The sequence below is a fragment of the Streptomyces sp. NPDC047081 genome (assembly GCF_040643775.1).
Classification (GTDB): Bacteria; Actinomycetota; Actinomycetes; order Streptomycetales; family Streptomycetaceae; genus Streptomyces.
Genome location: NZ_JBEYUY010000001.1, coordinates 182,032 through 197,047, shown reverse-complemented (window position 1 = coordinate 197,047; position 15,016 = coordinate 182,032). Strand labels below are relative to the sequence as shown.

The window sequence follows — 15,016 nt, the reverse complement described above, 5'->3', positions numbered from 1 at the left end:
GGTGTTCGATATACCGATCGCCGATCAGAGTTTCGGGCGAGACCGTAGAATCGAACAACTTGCGCGTCAACGGTCCGCGCAGCCTCAGGCGTTCGGCCTGCGCGCGGTGAACCGGAAGTGCCCCTCGCCGGGCGGGCTGACGACGTTGATGTCGGTGAACCCGGCGGCGGTGAGCCGGAGTTCGAGGGTGCCGGGGTCGACCGGGACATAGGTGTCGTCGACGTGGAACTCGCGCATCTCGTCGCTGGCGACGGAGTCCGCGCCCACGAACACCCCGCCAGGGCGCAGGAGTTGACACACCCGGGCGAACAACCGGTCCTGGGCTTCCGGCGATTCGACGTGGTGCAGCATCGTGAAGCAGGTCGCCGCGGAGAAGCGGTCGGCCGGCAGGTCCACGGCCGTGGCGTCGCCGTGGACGACCGTGACGCGGGGGCCGTCGAGGCGGGCGGCGAGCTCGCGGGCGAGGTCGGCGTCGATTTCGACCGCCGTGACGTGGTCGGTCAGTCCGAGGAGGAGGTCGGTGGTGAGGCCGGGGCCGGGGCCCACCTCCAGTACGTCGTCGCCGAGTTCGGCCGCCTCCCGCAGCCAGGGCAGCAGCCTGGTGCGCAGCGTCTCGGCCCACTCCGGGGAGGCGAGGAAGGTCAGATGGCCCTGATTCATGGACGTCATGCCCTCATTGGTACATACTCCGGACGATGACCGGCTCCGCACGAACGGCCACATCCATGCCCCCGGCGGCCAACTCCCGCTGGGCGGGCCTGCGTTCGACGGGCGTGGCGGCCGGGACCTTCTCCTTCGAGGGCGACGGGACGACCCCGTGGCACCGGCACGACCAGCACCAGCTGGAGTACGCCTCCGAGGGGATCGTCGGCGTCGAGACCGCGACGGCACGCCATCGGCTGCCGTCCCGGCAGGCGGTGTGGATACCGGCCGGTCTCGCCCACCAGAGCTCGTTCATCGGGGCGAGGACGGTCTCGGTCTTCTTCGATCCCGTGCTGCTGCGGGACACCGGCGGCCGGGTCCGCGTACTGCCCGTGGACCCGATCCTGCGCGCGATGCTCATCTACGCCGCGCGCTGGCCGATCGGCCGCACGGGCGGTGACGCGGTCGCCGACTCCTACTTCGAGGCGCTGTCCCACCTGGTGCGCGAGCGCCTCGACGAGGAGCTCCCGTTCCACCTCCCGACCAGCACGGACCCCCTGGTCACCGAGGTCATGCGGCACACCGACGCACACCTGGCGACGGCCTCCCTCGACCGGGTCTGCCGGGCCGTCGCCGTCTCCGAACGCACCCTGCGCCGCCGCTTCCAGGCCGCCACCGGCATGACATGGCGTCAATACCTGCTGCACAGCCGCCTGTTGCACGCCATGACCCTGCTGGTCGAGCCCGGCAGCACCGTGCTGGCGACCGCCCTCGCCGTGGGCTTCGACAGCGCGAGCGCGTTCAGCAGGGCCTTCCAGGCCTATACGGGGGAGACCCCGAGCGCCTTCCGGCAGGAGCGGGCGGCGGCCCGGCCGCAGTCCGTCAGTGGTCGTTCTCCAGGTGCAGCTTGAGCAGGTCCACGCCGTAGTCGCCGCCGTTGGGGGTCCGGATGATGGTGTGGATGTGGTGCTGGCTGGGCGTGTGGTTCTGGGTCTCGTAGGCGATCGGGGACTGGGCGTCGTACTCGATCAGGACGACCGGGCTGTGCACGCGGTAGTAGAAGGCCGAGGTGTCCTTGGTCTCGCCGATCCAGTAGAAGTACGTGTCGTCGAGGTGGTCCTCGACCTCCGTCATCCTCACCTCGGCGTGGCCGTCGTCCATGTTGCCGACGTACACGCGCACCAGGTCGAGGAGGTTGTCGCGCTGGGCGCTGGTCCAGCCCTTGGCGGCCAGGCCCTGGTAGGCGATCTGGGCGTTGTCCTGTCCGGCGCCGGCCTTGAAGTTGTCGCCCGCCTTGGTCTCGGAGGAGAGGACCTTCTTCTGCTGGGCGGAGGTCAGCGACCGCAGGAGCGTCAGCCCGGCCTTGGTCTCCTTCCTGAAGAGGGTGATCTTCTCCCCCTTGTAGGTGGCGGAGGTCGGCTCGGAGCCCATGAAGGTGGGTGTCATGACGACCTGGTCGCCGAGGACGAAGTAGTTGATGGCGACGTGGTGGCCCTCGTACTGAAAACCCCACGGCTTGGTCGTGGACGGGGTCCCCATGAAGGTGAAGAAGTAAGCGCCCTCGGTCAGGGTCGGCTTGTTCCCGCCGCTGTAGTCGCCGAGATACGCGTTGAGCTTCATGATGTTGCGGGTCTGGGTGAGCCCGTCGGCGGAGAGGGCGGCGCCGAGCAGCGCGTAGCCCAACTCCCGCTTCTTCTCGGTGATGTCGCCCATCCGGACGCCCTGGCGCTCGTACCCGTCGACGTTGCTCCACTTCAGCCACTCGTCGTCGTCCACGTCGAAGACGCAGGACTTGCGCTCCTTGCTGGAGAGCCCGTCGAGGAAGGCCTGCGCGGCCTTGACGAGCTTGTCGGTGGAGACATCGGTGGAGTGGATCGAGTACAGGTCGTCGACGACCTTGCCGTCCGTGGTCACACCTTTGAAGTCGGCGTACTTGACCTCACTGGCACCGGGCCCCATGCCACCGCCGCCGCCCCCACCGGGCCCGCCGGAGGGCATACCGCTGGGACCGCCGGACGGCATGCCGCCGGGCCCCCCGGCTTCGGCCGAACCGCTCGCCGTACCGGCGGAGTCGGAGTCGTTGGAGCAGCCGGTCATGGTCGCCATCGCGGCGACGCCGCCGGCGAGCAGCGCCTTGTTCATGAACCAGCGGCGGCTGCGTTCGGCTTCGGGGGTGCGGGGTCGGTGTCCGTGCATGGAGACCAAACTCCATGACGTACCTGAAGCGTTCCTGGGTCCTACCTGTGAGCACATATGCTCCACGGCATGACCATGTCATCAGAGAGACCCGACGGACGTGCGGGCGAGGCCCCCTGGCTGCTGGCCCGCTTCGCGCAGGGTGCGATAGCGCTGGCGGCGGCCGTGGAGGTGTACCGGGGCGTGACCGTCAGGGCGCACCACGTCGACCCCGCCGGAACGCCGTCGAGCACCTCGGGCTTCGCCTCCATGGTGTCCGTGTACGCCACGACGGCGGCGGCCGCCCTGTTCCTGACCTGGCAGCACCGCGCCCGCCGCAACGCCCGGGCCCTCTCCCCCGGCACGGACCTGGGCAACGACGTGTGGGCCGTCGCCGGCTGGCTCATCCCGGTGGTCAACTTCTGGGTCCCGCGCGGCCTGCTCCTCGGCACGCTGCGCGCGAGTGCCCCCACCGGCGATCGCCGCGGCGAGTCCCTGGTGAACGCGTGGTGGGTGGCGTGGGCGGTGCACATCGCGATCGGGGTGGTCGGCAGGAACTCCGACTCGCTTCCGCTGCTGGCGACTTCGCAGGTACTGAACATCACGGCGGCGGCCCTGATCCTCTGGCTGATCCAGCGGATCACGTCCGTGCAGGGCGAGGCGCTGGAGGCCGTACGAGGTGCTCCGCAGGGGACGCCGGCGGTCTGAACGGCGGCGGCTCTCAGGTCCCGGCCGCCCTCTTGACCACGGCCCGCCATCCGGGCAGATCGACCTCCGCCCGCACGGTCTTCCCGGGCGACTCGCGCTCCAGCACCTCCCACCGGTCGGCGACCGCATCGACGAGAACGAGCCCGCGGCCGCCCTCGTCGAGGGGATGCGGAGTCGGTACGGCGCCGGGCGCGGGCGGTCTCCGCTCGGCGCGGGTGTCGGTGACCTCGATACGGACGCTGCCGGTGACGAGCGAGAGCCGCAGCTCGAAGTCCCGCCCGGGGACGCGGCCGTGGGTGACGGCGTTGGCGGCGAGTTCGGCGACGATCACGGCGACGGCGTGCGCCGGGTCGCTTTCGGTCGGGATGCCCCAGGTGTGCAGCTGGTTCAGGGCGAGGTGCCGGGCGAGGCGGGCACCGCGCGGGGTGGGGCTGAGGCGCTGACTGAACGTACGTACGGTAATCGGGAGTTGGGGGGTGAGGGGTGCGGTCATGGCCCCAATCTGGCGGGCGGGGACCGCACTTCACCAGGTCCGGCGCGCGTACTCTGCGGGAGAGTACGCGGTCACGGTCTGGACAGTACATGTGACTGCCCGTGACCATGGGCGCGGGAGGTGACCGACTGTGGTCGATGGTGGTGGCGGTGAGCCGGAGTCCTCGGACAGCATGCGGACGTTCGGGGCGGTGCATCAGGCGCTGCGGGAGCATGCGGGGCTGAGCCGGGAGGAGTACGCCGACCTGGTGCGCTTCTCCAAGCACACGGTGGCGTCGGTGGAGTTGGGGCGCCGGATGCCGGACACGGTGTACGTGGACCGGGCGGAGGAGGTCACGGGCAACACGGGGGCGCTGCGCAAGGCTTTGCCGACGGTGGTTCGACAGCCGGGGTTGGCCGCGTGGTTCCGGAAGTGGGCGCGGCTGGAGGCGACGGCGATCACGCTGTACACGTACGAATGCCGGTTGATTCCGGGGTTGTTGCAGACGGAGGCGTATGGGCGGGCTTTGTTCGAGGGCCAGTTGCCGCCTCTGGACGACGCCCAGATCGAGGAGCGGTGGACCGCCCGGGCCGAGCGACAGAGGCTGTTGCGGGAACGGCCCAACACCGCGTTCAGCTTCATCCTGGAGGAGCACCTGTTCCTGCGGCGGACCGGGGGCGTCGACGTCACACGCGAACTCATCGATCACGTCCTGGAGATCGGGCAGTTGCGGAATGTCGAGATCCAGATCATGCCGCTGGCGCACGGGACGCACGCAGGGCTGGCCGGTCCCATGCAGTTACTGGAGACGCCGGAGAACCAGTGGTTCGCGTACAACGAAGGCCAGCGAGGCGGTCTGTTCGTCGGCGGCCCGAAAGAGATCAGCGTGCTCCAGAGGCGGTATGCCAGGATGCGTTCGCAGGCTCTCACGCTCGAAGACTCCGTGAGCCTGTTGGAACGGATGCGAGGAGCGCTATGAGCACCGGCGAACTGACCTGGTTCAAGTCGAGCTACAGCAGCAGCGGCGACGGCGACTGCGTCGAGGTCGCCGTCACTCCCGCCACCATCCACGTGCGCGACTCCAAGGACCAGCAGGGTGCTCAGCTCACCCTCTCCCCCACCAGCTGGTCGGCCTTCGTCGACACCCTTGGCCGGTAGACGCTTTGCCCACGGACTGCGGGCCCTGCTCCTCCTGACGAACCTCGAAGTCACCCGGTGTAGCGGAGGGCGACACGCTCCCACGGGCGCCTACTGTCAGACGGGTGGCCAGTTCCGCAGCGCCGCGTCGGCGACCTGCTGGAGTTCGCAGCGGGTGGCGCCGCCGGCGGCCTGGACGGCGATGCCGTTCCCCACGGTCATGAGGTATCGGGCGAGCAGGTCCGGGTCCGCGTCCGGGGGCAGATCACCCTCGTCGACGGCCCGCTGGAACCGGTCGCGGAGGCGAGCACGGGCGTCGTCGCGCCAGGCGATCAGGATGTCCTGGGCGGCCCGTCCGGAGTCCCCGGCGGCCAGTGAGCCCTGCACTCCCAGGCATCCGGCGGGGCAGTCGGGGCGGGTGGTCGTGCTGACCGAGCCGGCCAGGAACGCCGTGGCCACCTCCCGGGCGCTCGGCTTCTCCAGCGCGCGGGCCGCATAGGCGGCCGGGCCTTCGGTGTAGCGCTCCAGGGCCTTGCGGAACAGCTCCTCCTTGTTGCCGAAGGCCGCGTACATGCTCTTGCGGGTGATGCCCATGGCGCTGGTCAGGTCGGTCAGGCTGGCGCCTTCGTAGCCCTGCTCCCAGAAGACCAGCATCGCCCGCTCCAGCGCCTCGTCGGCGTCGAAGCCTCTCGGCCGGCCGATCGGCGCTTTCCGGGTGGTCTCCATGACGCCATCCTACGACTCCTCGATACCGATCGGTGCAGAAGTGCTACGGTTCCATTCTGCACCGATCGGTATCTAAGTTTCGGGAGTTCAAGCAATGGGACAGCTGGAAGGCAAGACCGCCGTCGTCACGGGCGGCAGCACAGGAATCGGCCTGGCCACCGCCGCGCGGCTGGCATCCGAGGGTGCCCATGTGTTCATCACCGGCCGGCGCAAGGACGCGCTCGACCAGGCCGTCGAGTCGATCGGTTCCGCGGTCACCGCGGTGCCGGGCGACATATCCGAGCCGGCCGACCTGGACCGGCTGTACGACGCGGTCCGTGACCGCGGCCGGGGCCTGGACGTGCTCTTCGCCAACGCGGGCATGGGCGCGCTCGCACCGCTGGCGCAGGCCACCCAGGATCAGTTCGACCAGATGTTTGACATCAACGTCCGGGGCACACTGCTCACCGTGCAGAAGGCACTGCCGCTGCTCAACGACGGCGCCTCCGTGATCTTCAACGACTCCATCCGGGCGGGCGACGGCCGGGAGGGCTTCGGCCTGTACGCGGCGTCGAAGGCCGCGATGCGGTCCCTCGCACGGACCTGGGCCAACGAGCTGAAGGGCAGGGGCATCCGGGTCAACACGGTCGCGCCGGGCGCGATCGACACCCCGGGAGTCGACATCGCCATCGGCGAGGAGAACGCGGCCGCCGTCAAGGCGGACATCGCGGCAGGAGTGCCGATCGGCCGCTGGGGGCGCCCGGAGGAGGTCGCCGCCGCGGTGGCCTTCCTCGCCTCCGCGGACAGCAGCTTCGTGCTCGGCATCACCCTGCACGTCAACGGCGGCGAGAACCAGTTCTGACCCGCAGGGGTGGCCCGCGTACGCCGCGCCGCGGACCACCCCCTCGCGCCTGCCTCAGGAAGCCGGGCAGTCCTTCCAGGCCAGGTGGTACACCGTGCTGATGTCACCGTCCGTCGAGTCCATGGTCATGAAGCTGACCTTGCCGGGGTTCGCCGTACCCGCGTTCACTCTCAGCTCGGTGTTGATGTTGAAGTTGCGCTGAACTCCGCAGGGCGCCCAGACCAGTTGGGCCCAGTCCGTGGAGTCCGTGGCCTGCCAGTCGTCGTTGTACGCGCCGCTGAACGGGTGGCTCTTGGGCACGGTCGTCGAAGAGCCCTGGAAGTAGTACGAGGCCTTCTGCGTGGCGCTCGCCCCCGGCTGGAGCGAGAGGAAGCCGCGGTAGTCGGCGCTGGCGATGGCGTAGGTGAAGCCCTGGGGGACGTGCACGATCAGGTTGAGCTGGCAGTTCTTGCGGAACGCCGTCGGATCGGAGTTGCCGCCGGCCTGGGCGAGGTACTGGCTGTACGTCACCGTGAAGGCCGTGTTGTCGGGCGAGACGGCGACCGCCGCGGTGCCCTGGGGGCAGCCGGAGCCGTTGACCGTCGCCACGTCGATGACGATCTTGTCGGGGGGCGGGTTGTCGAACACGGGGGACGAGGCCTGCGCAGGCAGTGCGGTGGTGAGCAGAGCGGCGACGCCGCCGCTCAGCAGGAGTCCACGGATCATGGTCTCTCCGGTTCTGTGAGTGGGGGGTGGCACACCCCGGGCCCGAGGAACCTTTGAAGAAACAGTGGGGTTCCTGTGAAGGCCGGAGGCGCTCCGCATCGTAGGGAGACGCACATCGGGCGGTCAGGGCGAACTCAAGCCATTCACAGGTGCGGATTTCACATACTGAGCGCGTGTCGGAACTCTGTTGGAACAAGCGGCCGTTGACGGGATATCGATCCTCACGGTCGGCGTCGGAACGGCTGATCAGACGCCGACGGGCTGCCGCTCCTCGGCGGACTCGGCCTCCGCGGCCCGCTCCTGACGGTAGGCGCGGATCGAGTACGCCAGGGCGGCGGCCCACACCGCGTAGAGCAGGACGTACACCGGCGTGCTCAGCGCGCTCGACGCCCCGATCCAGTCGCTCTTGAGCAGCGTACGGACGTTCGTGACGATGATGATCCCGCCGACCGCCGAGCCCAGCACCCGCGGCGGCACGAGCCGCACCAGCCAGGCCGCGATCGGCGCGGCGACCAGCCCGCCGAGCAGGAAGGCGAGCACCCAGCTCCACTTCAGCCCCTGCGAGCCGAGGGAGAAGAGAAAGCCCAGGCTGGCGGCGACCGCGACGAGGAACTCGCTGGTGTCGATGGATCCGATGACCTTACGGGGTTCCATACGACCGCTGGCCAGCAGCGCGGGCGTACCGACCGGGCCCCAGCCGCCACCGCCGGTCGCGTCCAGGAACCCGGCGACCAGGCCCAGCGGCGCCAGGAACCGCTTCCGCAGCGGCTGGCCGAGCCGGTCCTTGGGCAGGCCGCGCAGGGTGAACCGGGACATGACGTACACGCCGAGCCCCAGCAGGATCAGCGACATCACGGGCTCGGCGACCTCGGTGGAGAGCTTGCTGAGGACCGTCGCGCCGAGGAAGGAACCGACCGCCCCGGGCACGCCGATCCTGGCGACGACCTTCCAGTCGACGTTCCCGAAACGCCAGTGCGAGGCGCCGGACATCAGGGTCGTACCGATCTCGGAGAGGTGCACCGTGGCCGAGGCGGCGGCCGGGTTGGTGCCCATCGCGAGCAGCAGCGTGGTGGAGGTCACGCCGTAGGCCATGCCGAGGCTGCCGTCCACGAGCTGGGCACCGAGGCCCGCGAGGGCTAGCAGGATCAGCGTGCGCATGTGTGGGGTCCCGTCCGTGTTTCCTGGTTTTCCCACCGGAGAGGTAGGGATGAACGGGAGGCGACGTTAGGGCGTCAAACTGAGGACAGCCTGAGACGAGGATGAAGATCGCTCACAGCGGGGTGCTCAGAGCAGCGGGTGCTCAGAGCAGCGGCTGCTAGGGGTTCTCCCACGCCGCCGGTTCCGCCGCCAGTTCCTTCACCGGCTCCGGCAGTGCGTCCGTCGCGATGTCCGCGATGGTGACGCCCTCCAGGATGCGGCGGACGTTGGCCCGCAGGGCGATCCACAGCGGCAGCAGCGGCTGTGCCGACCCCGTGTACTCGAGGCCCGTCGGCCGTTCGCCCCGTACCGACACGATCGGGCCGTCCACCGCGCGGATGACGTCCGCGACGGTGATCTTCGCGGCCTCCCGCGCCAGCCGGTAGCCGCCGCCCCCGCCGCGCCGGCTGTCGACGATCCCGCCGCGCCGCAGATCGCCGAGGATCCCCTCCAGGAACTTGTGCGGGATGTCCTGCTCGGCGGCGATGGCCTCCGCCTTCACCGGTCCGCCGTCCTGCCGAACGGCGAGCTCAAGAACCGCCCGTACCGCGTAATCCGCCCGTGCCGAGATCCTCATAGCACCATTGTGGCGGGTAGCCCTGTACACAATGACCTCGCACGCGCCGCCGACCGGCACGACGGGAGGGTCCCTTGGGGCTCAGCAGACGTACCTTCAGCGCCCTCGCCGGAACCACGGCGCTCGGGCTGGCGCTCGGCGGCAGCGGAGCGGCGAGCTGCGCCTATGCCGCGCCGACCGTGCCGACGGGGCCCGCGCCCGCGCCGCCGGCCGCGGACGGGAAGCCGCACACGATCGGCTTCGACCGGTACTCGCTGATCGTCGACGGCCGACGGCTGGTGGTGTGGTCCGGCGAGATGCATCCCTTCCGGCTGCCGAGTCCGTCCCTGTGGCGGGACGTGCTCCAGAAGATGCGCGCCCATGGGTACAACGCCGTCAGCATCTACGTGTCGTGGAACTACCACTCCCCCGCGCCGGGGCACTACGACTTCACCGGCATCCGGGATCTGGACCTGTTCCTGCGAATGGCGAGCGAGACCGGGATCTACGTCATCCTGCGCCCCGGCCCCTACATCAACGCCGAGATCGACGGCGGCGGCTTCCCCGGCTGGCTGACGGCCACCGAGGGCACGGCGCGGACCTCGGACCCCACCTATCTGAAGTACGTCGACGAGTGGCTCGACCAGGTGAACGCCATCGCCGGCCGGCACCTGTACAGCAAGGGCGGGGGCACGATCCTGCTCTACCAGATCGAGAACGAGTACGACGCCCACGTCACCGAGCCCGCCGGGCGCGACTACATGGCCCACCTGTACCGGAAGGTCCGCGCCGACGGAATCGACGTGCCGCTGTTCCACAACGACAAGGGCAGGAACGGGTACTGGATCCCCGGGTCCTTCGACACCGGTGGAGAGCAGGGGCGTTGGCTGTACGGCTTCGACGGGTATCCGTCCCCGACGCTCGCCCCGCCCGACTGGGGGCACTTCGGGGTCGGCGGGATGAAGGGCGGGGCGACCGCGAGCCCGCAAACCCCGGGTCTCGTACCGGAGTTCGGGGGCGGATGGTTCGATCCGTGGGGTGGCGTCTGGTTCAAGGGGAAGGGGTACGCCGAGTCACGGCGGCTGCGGGACGCCGCGTACGAACGGCGCTTCTATCTCACCAACTTCGCCAACGGCATCACCCTGCACAGCGTCTACATGACCTTCGGCGGCACCTCCTGGGGCTGGCTGCCCGCACCGGTCGTCTACACCTCGTACGACTACGGCGCCGCCATCGACGAGGGAAGGCAGGCCACATCCAAGCTGATCCCCATGCACCAGATCGGCCAACTGCTGCGGCACGTCCCGGACTTCGCCAAGCTCGACCGCGCCGAGGACGTCGAGGCGGACGGCCTGAAGGTGTACCACCTGGCCAATCCGGACACCGGCGCCCAGGTCTACGTCGTGCGCAACGACGGGAAGCAGACGGTCACTTCGGCCGTGCCCGGCATCGACGCGCCCGTCACCGTCCCGGCGCGGGACGCGCGACTGCTCGCCGCCGGCATCAAGTTGGGCAAGCGCAAGGTGCGGTACTCCAACGCGCAGCCCATGCTGGCGCTCACCGCCGGGCGCCAGGAGATCGCTGTGCTCACCGGACGTTCCGGCGAGACGACGGTGACCGCGCTGGAGTGCGCGATGCGGCCGACGGTCACGGTGGTGGAGGGGGACGCCGACTGGTCGTACGAGGACGGGCTGCTGCGGATCGATGCCGAACTCGACGGGCTGACACGGGTGTTGGTGTCCGGCGGCGGTGTCGGCACCCCGCTGCTGCTCCTCCTCGCCGACGACGAGACGTCCGTACGGCTGTGGCCGCACGAGACGCCGTCCGGCTCGGTGCTGGTGTACGGGCCCGCCCTGCTGCGGACCGCCAACGTCAGCGGTACGGCGGTGCGGCTCACCGGCGACACCGTGCGGGCCTCCGAGCTGGAGGTGTGGGGGCCGCGCGGACTGCGTGAAGTGACCTGGAACGGCGTGGAGTTGAAGGTACGGACGTCCGCGTCCGGGAGCCTGCGGGCCGCCCAGCCCCTGGCCGGGGTCGGCACCGTAACCCTGCCCGCGCTGCGTGCCGGGTGGCGGCGGAAGACGGAGAACCCCGAGGCCGCGCTCGGCTTCGACGACTCCGACTGGAAGCCCGCCGACAGGACCACCACGTACAGCACCACGCCTGTTCCCGAGGGGCAGCCCGTCCTCTTCGCCGACGACTACGGCTTCCACTACGGCGACGTCTGGTACCGCGGGCACTTCACCGACGCGCGCGGGGCCGAGTCCGTCTCCCTCGCCTACAGCACGGGCACCCAGGGGATGCTGATGGCCTGGCTGGACGGGCGGGCGCTGGGCGCGCACCGGATGCCCGTGCCGGACAACGGCAGTGTGCGGCAAGGGAGTTGGGCCGCCACGGCGGTGTTCGACGTACCGGAGGAGCTGCGGAAGGACGGGGCGCATGTGCTGTCCGTGCTGGTCCGGCGGATGCAGCACGACCAGGACGGCAAGGCGCAGGACACGCACAAGGTGGCACGTGGGCTGACGGCGGTCACCTTCGCGGGGGCCGCGCCGAAGCTCGGCTGGCGGATCCAGGGCGAGGCGGCGCCCGACCCGGTGCGCGGGCCGCAGAACAACGGCGGGCTGTACGGGGAGCGGCACGGCTGGCACCTGCCGGACCACGCCGACGGCGACTGGCCGGAGGCCGAACTGCCGCGGGCGGACCTGCGGCAGGGGGTGACCTGGTACCGGACCGGTTTCAAGCTCGCCGTCGACTCCGGGATCGACGCCTCGATCGGGCTCGTCCTCGACGACGACCCGGCGCGTGCGTACCGCGTCCAGATCTTCCTGAACGGCTGGAACATGGGCCAGTACATCAACGACGTGGGTCCGCAGCACACCTTCGTGCTCCCGAACGGGATCCTCCGCACACGTGGCACCAACACACTCGCCCTGGCGGTCCTGTCCGACGGGACCACACCGGCCGGGCCGTCGGACGTGCGGCTGACGCTGCTGGGTGCGGCGGCGGGAGGGGTGCCGGTCACCGCCGTATGACCCGCAGCCTGTCCTGAAATGGCCGTCCGCGCGCATTGCCTTCTCCGGCGGGCTGGTTCACGGTGGTGCCTCCGCGGACCGCTCAAGGGGGAGGGAATCCCGTGCGAAGACGGCGTTTCATCAGCGGATTAGTCGGTTCCGGGGCCGGGTTGGGCCTGGCCTCGGCGAGTGCGCGCGCGAACGCGAGAGAGGGTACGGGGACGGGTACCGGGACGGGTGTGAGCGCGGGGGCCGCCGGCGGGGGCGTGCGGTCGGCCACCGCCGGGGTGCCACACGAGTGGCAGGCCGTGGCGGCCCCGGAGTGTCTGTCCGCCGCCCAGCTGCTCGGCGTCGCGGCGGCCTCCCCCGACCTCGCCTGGGCGGTCGGCGAGGAGGGCCGCAACGGCAACACCCGCGGCTACCCGCTCGCCCTGCTGTGGGACGGCCGGAGCTGGACCCAGCCGGACATCGACGACCACATCCAGTTCAGCAACGGCTACCTCCGCTCCGTCGCCGCCTCCGCCACCGGCGCCTGGACCGTCGGCGCCGACCGGTACGGCACGGCCCACCTGCTCTCCTGGGACGGCACCACCTGGCGGGAGGCCGACTTCCCCGGCCGGGGCGCGAGCGGCACCTCGCTGACCGGTGTCGCCGTCGCCCCGGACGGCGGCCTCTGGCTCTCCGGCCGCAACTCCGACGGCTCGGTCCTGCTGCACGGCCACGGCACGGAGCTGACCTGGCAGCCGGCACCCCCGAGCGCCCCCACCGCGGCCCCCTCGGGCGTCCGCGTGACCCGCTCCGGCGAGGTCTGGGTCTACGACAGCGCGCTCATCGCCCGCTGGGACGGCGAGAGTTGGACCGAACTGCCCGTCCCCACCGGCTTCCGCCTCACCGTCACCGACCTCCTCCCGGTCGCCGCCGACGACATCTGGCTCACCGGCTACGACTTCGGAGTCGGCGGCCCGCCCGGCAAACCCCCGAGTGTCACCCTCCGCCACTGGGACGGCGAGGCCTGGAACACCGTCACCGCCCCGTTCACCGTCGGAATGCTCACCTCGATCGCCGACGACGGCCAGGGCGGCCCCGACCGCATCGCGGGCTGGGACTTCTGGGACCAGACCCGCGCCCACCACCTCCGGTGGGAGGACGGCACCTGGGTGAGCGAACGAGGCGCGACAGCCACAACTCCCGTACTCACCACGGCACTTGCCGCGATCCCCGGCACGGGCGGCTACTGGGCCGTGGGCACCACGTCCTCGTCCCCGTATCCGCCCGCGCAGGTGCACATCGAGCAGTGATGACCCGCTAGGCCAGCCGGATCACGTTCCACGACAGCGGTTCGAGTACGGCGGTGAGGGTGCCGTCCGTGAGCGCGGTGCCCTCGACGGCGTGCGGAGCGACCCGCTCGGGGTCGTCGAGGGTGTTCCGGGCGTCCGGATCGGCGTCGGCGAGGGCGCTGTGCTCGACGACGGACGTCAAGTCCAGGCCGTTCAGGGCGACTTCGAGCGGGAGCGACTCGGTCCGGCTGCGGTTGACCGCGAAGACGGTGACGGTGCCGTCCTCCGCGCGCACCGCGGTGGCGTGCAGCAGGTCGGCCTCGCCGTACTTCTTCGTCTCGTACGTCGGTGAGTCCACCCGGACGTCGAGGACCTGGCCGCGGCCGTACCGGGAGGCCTGGGCGAAGGGGAAGAAGGTCGTCTGGCGCCAGGCGGGGCCGCCGGGCTCGGTCATGATCGGGGCGATGACGTTGACGAGCTGGGCGAGACAGGCCACGGTGACGCGGTCCGCGTGCCGCAGCAGCGCGATGAGGAGCGAGCCGAAGACGACCGCGTCCATGACGCTGTAGTTGTCCTCCAGGAGGCGGGGGGCCTCCGCCCAGTCCCGGGCGCCGGAGTTCTCGATCTCGTGCCACTCCGAGATGTACCAGACGTTCCACTCGTCGAAGGAGAGGTTGATCTTCTTCTTGGACTTCAGCTTCGCGCCGATGTGGTCGGCGGTGGCGACCACGTTCTCGATGAAGGACTCCATGTCGACGGCGGAGGCCAGGAAGGAGTCGATGTCGCCGTTCTCGGGCTGGTAGTAGGCGTGCAGGGAGATGTGGTCGACGAGGTCGTACGCCTCCTCCAGGACCGTCGCCTCCCACGCGGCGAACGTCGGCATGGCCTGGCTGGAGGAGCCGCAGGCGACGAGTTCCACGCCCGGGTCGATCTGGCGCATCGCGCGGGCGGTCTCGGCGGCGATCCGGCCGTACTCCTGTGCGGTCTTGTGGCCGGTCTGCCAGGGGCCGTCCATCTCGTTGCCGAGGCACCACAGCTTGATGCCGAAGGGGTCCTTGTCGCCGTGGGCCACGCGGAGGTCGGACAGGGCGGTGCCCTCGGGGTGGTTGGCGTACTCCTGGAGTTCGAGGGCCTCGGCGACTCCGCGCGTGCCGAGGTTGATGGCCATCATGGGTTCGGCCTGGGGGCCGACCTTGCGGAGGAAGTCGATGTACTCCGAGAGGCCGAAGCGGTTGGTCTCGGTGGAGCGCCAGGCGAGGTCGAGCCGGCGGGGGCGCTCCGCGGCGGGGCCGACGGAGTCCTCCCACTTGTACCCCGACACGAAGTTGCCGCCGGGGTAGCGGATGGCGGTGACGCCGAGTTCCCTGACCAGGTCGAGGACGTCCTGGCGGAGGCCCTTGTCGTCGGCGGTGGGGTGGCCGGGTTCGAAGATGCCGGTGTAGACGCAGCGGCCGAGGTGTTCTACGAAGCTGCCGAAGAGACGGGGGTTGACCGGGCCGACGGTGAAAGCGGGGTCGAGCGTGAAGCGGGCGGTGCTCATCTTGGCCTTTCGGGTTCAGTGTTGTCTGC

Annotated in this window: 15 protein-coding genes; 7 read left to right on the top strand and 8 right to left on the bottom strand. The window is 70.3% G+C overall.

Going from position 1 to position 15,016, the window contains the following annotated elements; all coding sequences use genetic code 11:
* Positions 1-84 precede the first annotated feature (84 nt).
* Entirely contained in the window at positions 85-669 is a 585-nt protein-coding gene (locus tag ABZ848_RS00895; protein WP_360823102.1) for a class I SAM-dependent methyltransferase, read from the bottom strand.
* A 26-nt stretch (positions 670-695) separates the two neighbouring features.
* On the opposite strand from ABZ848_RS00895, the gene ABZ848_RS00890 reads away from it, so the two are divergent.
* The gene (locus tag ABZ848_RS00890; RefSeq protein ID WP_360823099.1) at positions 696-1,553 is read left to right on the top strand and encodes a helix-turn-helix transcriptional regulator; all 858 of its coding nucleotides are present in this window, start codon (positions 696-698) and stop codon (positions 1,551-1,553) included.
* Here the strand turns inward: ABZ848_RS00890 and ABZ848_RS00885 are convergent.
* Positions 1,525-2,838 (bottom strand): DUF3500 domain-containing protein, encoded by a 1,314-nt coding sequence (locus tag ABZ848_RS00885; RefSeq protein WP_360823096.1) that lies wholly within the window; start codon positions 2,836-2,838, stop codon positions 1,525-1,527. The genes ABZ848_RS00890 and ABZ848_RS00885 overlap by 29 nt on opposite strands.
* A gap of 69 nt (positions 2,839-2,907) precedes the next feature.
* Between ABZ848_RS00885 and ABZ848_RS00880 the strand changes: the two genes are divergently transcribed.
* Positions 2,908-3,525, top strand: a complete 618-nt coding sequence (locus ABZ848_RS00880; RefSeq protein WP_360823093.1) for a DUF4328 domain-containing protein — start codon at positions 2,908-2,910, stop codon at positions 3,523-3,525.
* 13 nt (positions 3,526-3,538) lie between these two features.
* Here the strand turns inward: ABZ848_RS00880 and ABZ848_RS00875 are convergent, their stop codons facing one another.
* Entirely contained in the window at positions 3,539-4,018 is a 480-nt protein-coding gene (locus ABZ848_RS00875) for an ATP-binding protein (RefSeq protein WP_360823091.1), read from the bottom strand.
* Positions 4,019-4,190: 172 nt separating this feature from the next.
* Here ABZ848_RS00875 and ABZ848_RS00870 point away from each other — a divergent pair, with 172 nt between their 5' ends.
* Both ABZ848_RS00870 and ABZ848_RS00865 read left to right on the top strand, forming a co-directional pair.
* Entirely contained in the window at positions 4,191-4,976 is a 786-nt protein-coding gene (locus ABZ848_RS00870) for a helix-turn-helix transcriptional regulator (protein WP_360823088.1), read from the top strand.
* Positions 4,973-5,155, top strand: coding sequence for a DUF397 domain-containing protein (locus ABZ848_RS00865; protein ID WP_360823085.1), 183 nt, complete (start codon positions 4,973-4,975; stop codon positions 5,153-5,155). The genes ABZ848_RS00870 and ABZ848_RS00865 overlap by 4 nt, the downstream gene beginning before the upstream one ends.
* Positions 5,156-5,251: 96 nt before the next feature.
* Here ABZ848_RS00865 and ABZ848_RS00860 read toward each other — a convergent pair whose 3' ends face one another.
* Complete coding sequence (locus ABZ848_RS00860) at positions 5,252-5,860, bottom strand: TetR/AcrR family transcriptional regulator (RefSeq protein ID WP_360823082.1); 609 nt, start codon at positions 5,858-5,860, stop codon at positions 5,252-5,254.
* 94 nt (positions 5,861-5,954) lie between these two features.
* Here ABZ848_RS00860 and ABZ848_RS00855 point away from each other — a divergent pair, with 94 nt between their 5' ends.
* Positions 5,955-6,701, top strand: coding sequence for an SDR family oxidoreductase (locus ABZ848_RS00855; RefSeq protein ID WP_360823079.1), 747 nt, complete (start codon positions 5,955-5,957; stop codon positions 6,699-6,701).
* Positions 6,702-6,755: 54 nt separating this feature from the next.
* Here ABZ848_RS00855 and ABZ848_RS00850 read toward each other — a convergent pair whose 3' ends face one another.
* The 3 genes from ABZ848_RS00850 to ABZ848_RS00840 all read right to left on the bottom strand — a co-directional run bounded on the left by ABZ848_RS00850 (position 6,756) and on the right by ABZ848_RS00840 (position 9,180).
* Positions 6,756-7,406 (bottom strand): DUF4360 domain-containing protein, encoded by a 651-nt coding sequence (locus ABZ848_RS00850; protein WP_360823076.1) that lies wholly within the window; start codon positions 7,404-7,406, stop codon positions 6,756-6,758.
* 246 nt (positions 7,407-7,652) lie between these two features.
* Complete coding sequence (locus ABZ848_RS00845; protein ID WP_360823073.1) at positions 7,653-8,564, bottom strand: sulfite exporter TauE/SafE family protein; 912 nt, start codon at positions 8,562-8,564, stop codon at positions 7,653-7,655.
* A 157-nt stretch (positions 8,565-8,721) separates the two neighbouring features.
* Positions 8,722-9,180 (bottom strand): Rrf2 family transcriptional regulator, encoded by a 459-nt coding sequence (locus ABZ848_RS00840; RefSeq protein ID WP_360823070.1) that lies wholly within the window; start codon positions 9,178-9,180, stop codon positions 8,722-8,724.
* Between the two features lie 74 nt (positions 9,181-9,254).
* Here ABZ848_RS00840 and ABZ848_RS00835 point away from each other — a divergent pair, with 74 nt between their 5' ends.
* Together ABZ848_RS00835 and ABZ848_RS00830 are read left to right on the top strand one after the other, a co-directional pair.
* Complete coding sequence (locus tag ABZ848_RS00835) at positions 9,255-12,191, top strand: beta-galactosidase (RefSeq protein WP_360823067.1); 2,937 nt, start codon at positions 9,255-9,257, stop codon at positions 12,189-12,191.
* Between the two features lie 218 nt (positions 12,192-12,409).
* Entirely contained in the window at positions 12,410-13,468 is a 1,059-nt protein-coding gene (locus ABZ848_RS00830; RefSeq protein ID WP_360823064.1) for a hypothetical protein, read from the top strand.
* A gap of 7 nt (positions 13,469-13,475) precedes the next feature.
* Here ABZ848_RS00830 and ABZ848_RS00825 read toward each other — a convergent pair whose 3' ends face one another.
* Entirely contained in the window at positions 13,476-14,987 is a 1,512-nt protein-coding gene (locus ABZ848_RS00825) for an alpha-N-arabinofuranosidase (protein ID WP_360823061.1), read from the bottom strand.
* Positions 14,988-15,016: the final 29 nt, after the last annotated feature.